Below are 11075 nucleotides of genomic sequence, written 5' to 3'. Positions count from 1 at the left end.
CCTCTAAGCTATTAACTGGAACTGTTAATTCGCGTCCTGGATTTTTCACTTCATATATGCGGGCGGTTTCGTTGCTTTCGTCGACGTGTTGAATCGTAACAGGCATGCCTTGAAAATTGACATTAGCAAGTTCTGATGACACAGAAAGCTCTTTTGCGCGTTGTATATTCATTTATATTCCTCCCATCATTATTATCTTTGCTAAAAAAGAGGAATAATATACCATTTCGAGACATTCTTAAAGTTTTTGTATTATTTGTAATATTTCTTTAATAAATGAAGAGAAGGTGGAATCAGGATAGGACTGTATGATTTCATGTGCTTCTGTTATTTCCTCCAGAGCCCTTTTTTTATCGTTAAGTTTTACATAACAAAGGGCACGATATGCACCAGCTGTTGTAAGCCACGCTTGATCAAGTGGATGGTTCATATAATCCGGCATGATACCACGTTGCAATGTTTGTAAAGCCTCCTCATAACGTTTTAAGCCGTATAAAGCTTTTCCTTTTTCAAGATAATACAATCCATCGTCTTGAAAAATTGGTTCATCTTTAAGTTTTTCTCGAAATTGTTCTAGGTGTTCTAATGCAATTGTATACTCATTAGTAATTGTGTTGTAGTAGTAAGCTTTTAAAAGATCAATAATAGCAATGGATAAAGTATCTTCTGTAAAAATGGCGAATTGCTCCGATTTTTTTATGTAATATAAATATTTTTCTTTATCAGCTGTAATGACTTTTTGGTAAGATAAAATACGGTAAAATTCGTCTGTTTTATAATACACTTGATGTTTTTTTGAAAATGCGAGTGCTTCTAATATGTTTTTTTCACATGTTTCATAATCGCCACATGCTAGTAAAATGATGGCTTCATATAAACATAACTCGATATGTATAATGAGATCCATTTCTAAATGTTTCTCTTCGTAGTCATTTCGGATACTATCTATAAGTTGTAAACATTCAGCGTACTTTTTACGTGTGAATATCGTAAAGGATAATTTTAATTTTGTTTCCGTACTGTCGCGGTATAACGTATATTTTTCAAAAATAGAAGTAGCCTTTTCAACGTAATATTCAATGTTATAATCTTTCATAATTGCCGCAGCTGTTACAAATTGTTTATATAAACGAGCGGTATTTAAAGTAGAAGGTAGCTTTTTTTGAACGATAGGTAGTAAAGTCTCATATACTTCATCACATTTATTTGCCTTTATTAATGGCTCCATTTTTTGAATGAGTTCTACAATTTCTACATCATCTTCTTCTAGTAAAAAACTCGTTTCGCATCCAAGTTTTTTAGCGATGTATTGTAATGTTTTCATGGAAGGTGTAGCTTTTCCATTTTCAATTTGACTTAGCATACTTTTTGTCAGTTCTGAACCTGCTAGCTCAGTTTGAGTAAACTTTTTTTCTTTTCGTAACGTTTTAATTTTTTCGCCTAGAGTAGCCATCATATGCTCCTTTATAATTAAAAAGTTAAATACAATTAAACTTTTTTGTTGTAAAAATTGGAAAGTTGATTATATAATAAGTTTAACACAATTTAACTTTTAAGGGGAGAGTGTCATAATGGGGGATGTAAGTATAGGTCAAAATGATTCAAAAATGAAGATTGCAACGAGAAATATTATGCTAATGATGATTGGGAAAATGACATCTTTATTAGGTGCAGGTATTTATACGTTTGCAATGGGATTATACGTATTAAAGACAACGGGTTCAGGAATGGGATTTGCAACTACGCTAATTTGCGGATCAATACCAAGAATGATCTGTGGACCAATTGCAGGTGCTGTAGCTGACCGTGTGAACCGAAGATGGCTTGTCATTGGTACTGATTTATTAAGTAGCTTAACGATGCTTATTATGTTTATTCTGGCTACTATGTTTGGACCATCACTTCTGTTTATTTATGTTTCAGCAGCATTATTATCAATTTGTGCAAGTTTTTATTCTGTTGCAGTAACTTCGTCTATTCCTAATTTAGTAGATGAGGAGCGTATTCAAAAAGCGAGTGCTTTGAACCAGACGGCAGCATCTTTATCAAATATTTTAGCGCCAATTATTGGCGGAGTTGTATTTGGTTTCTTTTCGATTAAATCGTTTTTCCTGCTAAATAGCATTACATTCTTTTTAGCGGTTATTGTGCAATTATTTATCGTATTTGATTTATATAAAAAAGAAATGGCTGAAAGTAAAGAGCATTTTTTGACGAGTGTAAAGGAAGGTTTTTCATATGTAAAACGACAGCATGAAATATATGGTTTAATGAAAATTGCAGTAGGGGTAAACTTTTTTGCGAGTGCACTTTTCGTTTCACTTCCGTATATTATTGTTCAAAATTTGCATTTATCCTCGAAGCAACTCGGTGTTGTAGAGGGAATGTTAGCAGTCGGGATGCTAATTGGTGCAATTGTTTTATCAGTACGTAAAGAAGTGAATAACCCGTTTCGCTCTGTTTATATTGGGCTGTTTTTATTTGCGGGCTTGAGTTTATGTACAGTCTTTCCATTGTTAGTTACCATTCCGAAAGTAGTAAGTTTTATTTACTATATCGCTTTTATGATTTTAACTGGTATATCAATGATGGTTGTAAATATACCGATGCAAGTACATATGCAAAAGACGACAGATCCAAACTATTTAGGACGTGTATTCGGTTTACTTGAAACAATTTCTACCGCAATCGCACCGCTCGGTATGATTGTATATGGATTATTATTAGATATGTTGCCGACTAGCATTGTTATGATGACATTAGGCGGAGGGTTATTGTTAGTTGTATTAGTGGGAGTAAGAAAGCATGTGGCGAAAAAGCAAGTGGATGTGTCGGCCTGAAAAATAAGAAAGTAATAAAAAATTGACTGGAAACAATAAAAATGACCATATTAGTATTTTAGTTTTTGAAACTCTTTTTCATGTATGTTACAGTAAAGTGAGCAGGCAAAGAAAAGGAGAAAACATCATGAAAAAATTAAGTTTTGTAATGCTTTTTCTGTTAGTCGTAATGACTGGATGTAGTAATTACGACACGTATATTGAAACAGGTATGCAATCATTGAAAAATGAAAAATATAGTGATGCGATTATGTGGTTTGAAAAAGCGGAAAAAGAAAAATCAGGAAATGAAGCGAAGGCATATAAAGAAGTCGCTCAGTTACTAGATCACGGTGCGACAGCATTAAAAGACGGTAAGTATTTAGAAACGAAAGATATTGCAAATGAAGTATTACAAAAGAAAAAAGATGATGCACTTGAAAAAGCTGTAACATCAAATGCAGAGAATATGCTTCAAAAAGCAAAAGACGTTGAAGAGAAAGTAAATGAAAGAGTAGCGAAAAGAAAAAAAGTAAATGAAGAAGGAATCGATAAACTAATTAAAGCTGTCGATAGTATAGATGAAGTAAAAGAAAAAGAGAAAAAAGTGTCAGAAGCATTAGATAAGGCCGAAGAGGCGCAAGCAAAAATTGAGGCTAAGAAAAATAAATAGAGTTATAGTTTAAAAGGCTGTCGTGTATAACGACAGCCTTTTAATTTTTTGCTGTAAAAGAAGTAATGCTATGTAGTAAAAAAGAGATGATTTTAGAATTCCACCTGTCCTCATGATGAATGGTATAAATATTACGCTGAAATTCAAATCCAGGGATTGGTATATAGCATAGCTCATTTCGTTGTACTTCTTGTTCAATAGCAAGTTTAGAAATAAAGGCAACCCCATTACCATATTTTAAAATTTGTTTCATCGTTTCTAATGAATCTAGTTCAATTTCAGATTGGAATGTAATGTTATGTGCTAACGTCCATTGTGTAAGTAAATCCCTCGTTGTAGACGGGTTTCGATGCAATAATATACGTTCTTTTTCGATATCTTGTAAGGATACACTTTCTTTTTTTGAAAAATGATGTTCTTTGGAAAAAGCAAGAACAAGTGTATCAGGTATTATTTTTGTTTGTTTTAAAAGTGGTTCATCAAACGGCGCCGCAGAAATTACCCCGAGATCAATTTCATGATTTTGTAGCATCGTTCGAATTTCAGGCGCAGTTTTTACCAGGAGTGTTATTTTTATATTAGGAAATTTGCATTGAAATTGATGAACAACTTCTGGTAAAAGATAAGTCGCTGGTACATAACTAGCACCAATTGTTATAGCACCTTTATTAAAATCTTTAAACTCCTGTGTGACCCGCCTAGCTTCTTTCATAAGTGCATCTATTTTACAAGCATAATGATGCAACGCCTCACCAGCCTCTGTTAAGAAATACCTTCCAGAACGTAATTCGAATAAAGACACACCGAGTTCCTCTTCTAAGCTTTTTATATGAAATGTAATAGTAGGTTGTTTAACGCCAAGTTTTTCTGCAACAATCGTAAGCTTTTTGTATTTCTTAATAAGCACTACAATTTCTAATTTTAAGAGATTCATTATGAGTTAACCGCCTTTTTTATTTTAACTATAGAAAAAATCTATAGAAATAAATAGTTTATTAGAAGTTTTTTAATTTAATCTTTACAGTACATTAACATTCAGTATAAATCTTCCATATAGAATGAAAGCAGGTTAAGAATGTGGGGAGAGAGGTGAAACGATGGATATTAAAATTCATGGATTAGAAAAGACATTTGGAGAAATACAGGCGTTAAAACCGTTACAAATTGTAATGAAAAAAGGAGAGTTTACCACACTTTTAGGACCTTCGGGATGCGGGAAAACGACTTTGCTTAGAATGATTGCAGGACTTGAAGAACCGGATAAAGGAGAAATATATTTTGGAGATAAGTGTATGTATTCGTCTACAAAAAAGGTAAAAACATCTCCTCATGAACGGAATATCGGTATGGTATTTCAAGATTTTGCTTTATGGCCGCATATGACTGTTTTTGAAAATGTTGCATTTGGTTTAAGGGCTACAAAGCAAACGAATCATTTACGCGAAAAGGTAGAAGATGCGATAAAGAGAGTTCGCCTGCAAGGTATGGAGAAAAGATATCCACACGAACTTTCTGGCGGACAGCAGCAACGTGTCGCATTTGCTAGAGCAATCGTAACAAAGCCTCATTTTATTTTATTTGATGAACCGTTAAGTGCACTCGATGCAATTTTACGAGAAGAAATGCGCTTAGAGCTTATGGATATCGTTCATTCCATTGGTTTAACGGCATTGTATGTAACACACGATCAAACAGAAGCTATGTCAATGTCAGACCAAATTATTGTAATGAAACAAGGGGAGGTATTACAAAAAGGAACACCAGAAAATATTTATGTGAAACCGTCTCATGAATTTGTTGCGAAGTTTGTTGGTAAGGCAAATTGGCTTGTAGAGAATAAACAAATGATTCGTCCAGAGCACGTGAGCTGGACAAAAAATGAAGTGTGCGATACGTATACAGGTGAAATTCAGTACGTTACATATGTAGGAGAACGTTATGAAGTGAAAGTAAACATGGGGACACTCGGTGTATGGACAGCTTATCACAATAGTAAGCTAAGCATCGGTAAACCGGTATCGTTATATGTACCCAAAAAATGTATTCATCATATAGGGGGAGAATCGTATGAAGAAATTCAGTTCGCTTAAGTCTTTATTTGTATGTACTTTACTATTTTCTGCAGTAGTAACAGGTTGTAGCTCAAAGACAGGCAGTGCAGATGCAAAAAATAAAAACGCTAATGAAAAGAAAATTGTTGTATATAGTGCAGGACCAAAAGGATTAGCAGAAAAAATTCAAAAGGACTTTGAAAAGAAAACCGGTATAAAAGTGGAAATGTTTCAAGGAACAACAGGTAAGATTTTAGCGAGAATGGAAGCTGAAAAGAAAAATCCAGTCGTTGACGTTGTCGTACTCGCTTCATTACCAGCGATGGAAGGATTAAAGAACGATGGTAAAACATTAGCTTATAAAGAAGCAAAACAAGCTGATAAGCTTCGTTCTGAATGGTCGGATGATAAAGGACATTATTTTGGATATAGCGCTTCAGCATTAGGAATTGTGTACAACACAAAAAATGTGAAGACAGCACCTGAAGATTGGAGCGATATAACAAAAGGAGAATGGAAAGGGAAAGTGAACCTTCCAGATCCAGCACTTTCAGGGTCAGCTTTAGACTTTGTAACAGGATACGTGAAAAAGAATGGACAAGATGGATGGAATTTATTTGAACAGCTTAAGAAAAATGAAGTTACAGTAGCGGGAGCAAACCAAGAAGCTTTAGATCCAGTAGTAACAGGTGCGAAAGATATGGTACTTGCAGGCGTTGATTATATGACGTACAGTGCAAAAGCAAAGGGCGAGCCGGTTGATATTGTATATCCAAAAAGCGGAACGGTTATTAGTCCGCGTGCAGCAGGTATTATGAAGGATAGTAAAAATGTAGAAGGTGCAAAACAGTTTATTGATTATTTATTATCAGATGATGTGCAAAAACAAGTTTCTAAAGCGTACTTATTGCCAGGTAGAAAAGATATAAAAGCTGAAAATAGACCGAATGTAGAAGAGATTCCGGTACTAAACGTTGATTGGAAAACAGTTGGGAAAGAACAGGATGAAATAGCAAAACAATTTAAGAAAGTATTTCAATAAGATGGTGATTACATGGTAAATCGATTCGTATCAGTAAGACAAATTGGAATGACAGTAGCATTGTTACTTGTGGTGATGTTAATCGTCATTCCGCTTTTTCTCATTTTATTTTCTAGTGTATATGAAAATAGCAATTGGAATTTTTTAAAGCCTTTTGAAGTCATGAAGAGTGGTGGATTAGCTGGGATTTTTCTGAATTCGATGCTTCTAGGTGTACTCGTTGTAATAGGAGCTACAATATTTGCATTTCCACTGGCGTTCATTATGAGCAAAACAGATGTAGGAAAGTATAGTAAGTTAGATATTATTTTTATGATCCCATTTATGACCCCGCCGTATATCGGATCAATGGGATGGATTTTGTTCATGCAACCTAACGGTTATTTCGAACAATTTTTTCCGACTTTAAAGCCGATTTCATCATCATTTTTTAGTTTAGGCGGTATGGTTTTAATTATGAGTCTGCATTTATTCCCATTCCTTTACTTCATGTTGAAAAACACGTTACTTCAAATTGGGAGTAGTAAAGAAGAAGCTGCAGCAGTTCATGGTGGAAGCTTTTTCTATCGTTTAAGAAAAATAATATTGCCGTTATTGTTATCAAGTTATGTAATGGGTGCTTTACTCATTTTTGTAAAGACGATTGCCGAATTTGGAACACCGGCTACATTCGGACGTAGAATAGGATTTCATGTGTTAACATCAGAGATTCATAAATTTATCTCAAGTTGGCCGATTGATTTTAGTAGTGCCACAGCATTATCTTCTTTATTACTTAGTGCGTGTATGCTCATTTGGTATATGCAAAATGTATTGAACCGAAAGTACTCATATGCAATGGTTAGTGGAAAAGGTGTGAAATCTAAAAGGTATACTTTATCTATATTTACACGTTTTATAGCATGGGTTTATGTAATTGGTTTACTAATAGTAGCAATTGGTATCCCATACTTTTCTATACTCATAGCTTCTTTATCTAAGTTAAGAGGCGGGGGCTTACATTTTAATAACTTTACAACAAGCCATTATGAAGCATTATTTACAATTGGTTCTCCGGGATTAGAAGCTTTATGGAACAGTTTTCTTTTTTCACTCGTAACGGCGATTGTTGCTGTAATTATTGGAGTCTTTTTGGCACTTATGATTCGAAAGGGGAAAAAGTCCTCTGAAAAATGGCTTGATATGTGCGGTATGTTACCGAATATGGTACCAGGAATAGTGATGGTTGTAGGGCTTATTTTATTTTGGAATTCACCATATATGCCTATATCAATTTACAATACGCCTGTCATGGTTATCGTAACGTATGTTGTTCTTTTTTTACCTTATACGGTGCAGTATGTAAAAGCATCGCTCGGACAAATTGATGATTCTCTTGTACAGGCAGGGAGTATTTTTTCTGGAAATTATATTTATATTTTTAGAAAAATAATATTGCCTCTTATTATCCCAGGCATTCTGGCTGGATGGGCGATGACATTTACAATTTCGATAAGAGAGTTAGTAGCATCGCTTCTTGTACTACCCCCATCAGTAGAAACGTCAGCAACGTTTATTTTTGCTCAATTTGAACAAGGGGAAGTATCTATAGGAATGGCGATGGCCGTTGTTTCTGTTGGGCTTACAACAATGTGCTTATTACTTCTGCAACATATGGAGCAAAAACGAAAAGGGGTAGCATGATGAGGATGGAAGTATGGGGAGGAGCGGGAGAATACGGTCGTTCCTGCTATTTTGTAAAAAATAAAGAGATGAAAATAGTATTTGATTGTGGTATTAATCGATCCTATGAGGAGAGTTATCCAAAAATAGAAAGAGAAATAGTTACATTTTTGGATGCGGTATTTTTATCACATATTCATGAAGATCATACGATGGGATTACCTTTATTGACGAAGTATGGATATAAGAAAAAAATTTGGACGACTCGTTATACGAAGGAGCAACTGCCAGCTTATTTTGAAAAATGGAGAAACTACAATCTTTCAAAAGGGTGGGATTTACCTTATAACGACCAAAATATTAAAGATTTAAATTATGTATGTATTGATGAGATTAGTAATCCAAATGAATGGATACAGATTACACCAACGTTGCGGTTTCAATGGGGGTATAGTGGGCATGTATTAGGAGCTGTTTGGTTTTTAGTGGATATGTGTAATACATACGTATTTTATTCTGGTGATTATTCAGCAGAATCTAATATACTACGAGCTAATTTACCTGAAAATTTGCGAAGCGATATAAAAATTGCAATTGTAGATGCCGCTTACCACACTGATGATGTTTCGCAAAATGAAAGATTAGACGATCTATGTACAGAAATTGAACGAGTTATGCAAAATAAAGGAATAGCATTACTACCGCTGCCGCAACTTGGTAGGGCGCAAGATATAGTATTGTATTTATATGAACGATATAAAGAATTTCCGCTTATAGTAGATAAAGAAATTTTGGTTGGTTTTGAAGAGATGTTCATATATAAAGATTGGATAAAAAATAATGAAGAACTTCAGTGGATTATGGAGAGTTTGAAAAGAAACATAATAGTTATGGATAATGACATTAGTATGCAAAATAGTTACGGAATAGTTGTAATGAGTGATGCGAATATGCAAACGAAACGAGCGCAGTTATATTATGAACAACTTCGGCATGAAGAACGAAATTCCATTATCTTTACTGGACATATTGCTAAAGGGAGTTTTGCAGAAAAAGTTATGAAAGAGCATGTAAGGAATACATGTAGGGTGAATCGAGTTCCGTATAAAGTTCATCAAAGTATAAGTGATGTTAAGGAAATGTTAAATACATTATTACCAGAACATACGGTGTTAGTGCACGCTCTTAAAGAGGATACGGATCGATTACAACAAAAGCTAAGTACAGCAGGATATGAAAATGTATATTCACTTGCAATGGAACGTATAGAAGTAATTTAAAATGTAAAGGGGATAGGTATATGAAAAAAGTATTTGTATTCGTAAGCATTTTCTTTTGTTGTTTCCTTTATAACGTTAAGGAAGGGTTTGCTGCTAGTCCAATGAAACCTAGTTTTGAAGTGAAGTTATTATTAAAGCCAGAACAAGTATTAGGTTATAACAAAGAGATGAAGCAAGAGGTACTAGAACATTTCCAGGCTGGTACAAATTATGAAAGAATACAAGTGCAATTTCTAGATACGGTGAATAAAAGTTTAAGTAACGAAGGTTGGTTTGCGAGAATTCGAAAGAAAGAATTTAGTAAAGATTTTGAGCTAACATATAAAAAAAGATATCCTATTCAAAATGGTGTAATTCAAGATGCACTAGAAGTAGCTAAAAAAGATGGATTTGATAGTAAAACTGATAGTTATGAGGCGGAAATAGATTGGGGATTTGGGAAGAAAACGTTAAGTATTTCAGATAAGAAAAGTTACAGTGCTAAAGGATATGGGGTACTTGATTTACCAAATGAACAAGCTGCTCAAAATATGTTAATAGAAAAGTTACCAGGGAAAATGAACAAATGGTTGTATACGAATTGGGGAGAAGAGATGCTCAAGGATTCTCACATTTACGGTCCTGTATTAATGAAACGGTATACAGGTGAATTTGAAAATATAAAAACGAATATTGAAATTTGGCCATTAAGTAATACCGGGAAGATAGAAGATGACTTCGTAATAGAAGTGTCGTTTAAAACAAATGAGGAAAGTATCGCGACAAAACAAAGAGAATTATTAATGGCAAGTATAGAGAAAAAAGGATGGTTGTTACCGAAAGATAGTTTGAAGACAGAGCTTATTTTTCAGTAAATAGGAAAGAAGGAATCCATATGCCATGGATTCCTTCTTCTCATATATGAGCATTAAGCTAAATCAGCTGACACGAACATATCACTATTTTGAAGGTTTTTAGAGCGCAAACTATAAGCGATCACTTTCTTTTTATGTTGTTTTACAACATCAACATGCTCTTCATGACTATAAATATAAAATGTAAAATCTTTTTTGCCACGTTTTGCATTTATAATTAAAGGAGTACCTTCATTTTGTGGTGGTGCATAATAACGATCTAAAAATAAACCTTCATTAAAATCATTAATAATTTGAGATTTCTTATCGCCTTCTAAGCTATTTCCATTGATCGTTACAGTAACATTCTCTTCATCAAGTTGCGGATGTGTTTCATATCGGCTAATAATTGATTCAATAACGGAGTTTGGAAGACTAGAAACGATAATTTTAAATGCCCCAAATACAACTAACAGTACAATAAACCAAGTCGTCATATTGTATCATCCCCTTTACACTATTAAATAATATAACCCATATGGTAATAGTACATATGGTGAAGTTTTGTATATTTTGTGAAAAATTTTCCTTTTTCGAACGTTTTTTAACAAATGGAGATGTTTAAAGAATATAAGGTGATATTTGGTAGGATAAAAATATAAAGTTTTTTTATTTATTTGTTAGAAAAATCAATTTTGTTACAAAAAGTTGAAAT

At 33.8% G+C, this 11075-nt stretch carries 11 protein-coding genes; 7 read left to right on the top strand and 4 right to left on the bottom strand.

The window, feature by feature from the left end:
- A partial coding sequence (locus AB3X48_RS12415; protein ID WP_367959599.1) for an H-type small acid-soluble spore protein occupies positions 1–172 on the bottom strand: 172 nt, incomplete at its 3' end.
- Positions 173–238: 66 nt separating this feature from the next.
- Positions 239–1453, bottom strand: coding sequence for a helix-turn-helix domain-containing protein (locus tag AB3X48_RS12410; RefSeq protein ID WP_016104432.1), 1215 nt, complete (start codon positions 1451–1453; stop codon positions 239–241).
- Positions 1454–1571: 118 nt separating this feature from the next.
- Between AB3X48_RS12410 and AB3X48_RS12405 the strand changes: the two genes are divergently transcribed.
- Together AB3X48_RS12405 and AB3X48_RS12400 are read left to right on the top strand one after the other, a co-directional pair.
- On the top strand, positions 1572–2840 hold the full coding sequence (locus AB3X48_RS12405; RefSeq protein WP_088098914.1) for an MFS transporter: 1269 nt from the start codon (positions 1572–1574) through the stop codon (positions 2838–2840).
- A gap of 127 nt (positions 2841–2967) precedes the next feature.
- Positions 2968–3492, top strand: a complete 525-nt coding sequence (locus AB3X48_RS12400) for a COG3014 family protein (protein ID WP_016104434.1) — start codon at positions 2968–2970, stop codon at positions 3490–3492.
- Positions 3493–3532: 40 nt separating this feature from the next.
- On the opposite strand, the gene AB3X48_RS12395 is transcribed toward AB3X48_RS12400, so the two are convergent.
- Entirely contained in the window at positions 3533–4426 is an 894-nt protein-coding gene (locus AB3X48_RS12395) for a LysR substrate-binding domain-containing protein (protein WP_016104435.1), read from the bottom strand.
- 163 nt (positions 4427–4589) lie between these two features.
- On the opposite strand from AB3X48_RS12395, the gene AB3X48_RS12390 reads away from it, so the two are divergent.
- Genes AB3X48_RS12390 through AB3X48_RS12370 form a run of 5 tightly spaced genes read left to right on the top strand, consistent with a single transcriptional unit; the run spans position 4590 to position 10381 of the window.
- Complete coding sequence (locus AB3X48_RS12390) at positions 4590–5582, top strand: ABC transporter ATP-binding protein (protein WP_016104436.1); 993 nt, start codon at positions 4590–4592, stop codon at positions 5580–5582.
- Positions 5560–6585, top strand: a complete 1026-nt coding sequence (locus tag AB3X48_RS12385; protein ID WP_016104437.1) for an ABC transporter substrate-binding protein — start codon at positions 5560–5562, stop codon at positions 6583–6585. Before AB3X48_RS12390 ends, AB3X48_RS12385 begins: the two co-directional genes overlap by 23 nt.
- Before the next feature lie 12 nt (positions 6586–6597).
- Complete coding sequence (locus AB3X48_RS12380; protein ID WP_088098915.1) at positions 6598–8268, top strand: ABC transporter permease; 1671 nt, start codon at positions 6598–6600, stop codon at positions 8266–8268.
- On the top strand, positions 8265–9527 hold the full coding sequence (locus AB3X48_RS12375) for an MBL fold metallo-hydrolase (RefSeq protein WP_016104439.1): 1263 nt from the start codon (positions 8265–8267) through the stop codon (positions 9525–9527). Before AB3X48_RS12380 ends, AB3X48_RS12375 begins: the two co-directional genes overlap by 4 nt.
- 20 nt (positions 9528–9547) lie before the next feature.
- Positions 9548–10381, top strand: coding sequence for a hypothetical protein (locus AB3X48_RS12370; protein WP_016104440.1), 834 nt, complete (start codon positions 9548–9550; stop codon positions 10379–10381).
- 53 nt (positions 10382–10434) lie between these two features.
- Here AB3X48_RS12370 and AB3X48_RS12365 read toward each other — a convergent pair whose 3' ends face one another.
- On the bottom strand, positions 10435–10857 hold the full coding sequence (locus AB3X48_RS12365) for a YfmQ family protein (protein WP_016104441.1): 423 nt from the start codon (positions 10855–10857) through the stop codon (positions 10435–10437).
- Between the last annotated feature and the right edge of the window lie 218 nt (positions 10858–11075).

Source organism: Bacillus sp. S4 (assembly GCF_040838205.1).
GTDB lineage: Bacteria > Bacillota > Bacilli > Bacillales > Bacillaceae_G > Bacillus_A > Bacillus_A cereus_U.
The sequence above is the reverse complement of the archived record's forward strand: the minus strand, read 5'-3'. Positions and strand labels throughout refer to the sequence as shown.

Excerpts from the sequence above, each read along its gene's own strand:
- AB3X48_RS12410 (WP_016104432.1), bottom strand. The coding sequence starts at position 1,453 with ATGGCTACTCTAGGCGAAAAAATTAAAACGTTACGAAAAGAAAAAAAG.
- AB3X48_RS12405 (WP_088098914.1), top strand. The coding sequence starts at position 1,572 with ATGGGGGATGTAAGTATAGGTCAAAATGATTCAAAAATGAAGATTGCA.
- AB3X48_RS12400 (WP_016104434.1), top strand. The coding sequence starts at position 2,968 with ATGAAAAAATTAAGTTTTGTAATGCTTTTTCTGTTAGTCGTAATGACT.
- AB3X48_RS12395 (WP_016104435.1), bottom strand. The coding sequence starts at position 4,426 with ATGAATCTCTTAAAATTAGAAATTGTAGTGCTTATTAAGAAATACAAA.
- AB3X48_RS12390 (WP_016104436.1), top strand. The coding sequence starts at position 4,590 with ATGGATATTAAAATTCATGGATTAGAAAAGACATTTGGAGAAATACAG.
- AB3X48_RS12385 (WP_016104437.1), top strand. The coding sequence starts at position 5,560 with ATGAAGAAATTCAGTTCGCTTAAGTCTTTATTTGTATGTACTTTACTA.
- AB3X48_RS12380 (WP_088098915.1), top strand. The coding sequence starts at position 6,598 with ATGGTAAATCGATTCGTATCAGTAAGACAAATTGGAATGACAGTAGCA.
- AB3X48_RS12375 (WP_016104439.1), top strand. The coding sequence starts at position 8,265 with ATGATGAGGATGGAAGTATGGGGAGGAGCGGGAGAATACGGTCGTTCC.
- AB3X48_RS12370 (WP_016104440.1), top strand. The coding sequence starts at position 9,548 with ATGAAAAAAGTATTTGTATTCGTAAGCATTTTCTTTTGTTGTTTCCTT.
- AB3X48_RS12365 (WP_016104441.1), bottom strand. The coding sequence starts at position 10,857 with ATGACGACTTGGTTTATTGTACTGTTAGTTGTATTTGGGGCATTTAAA.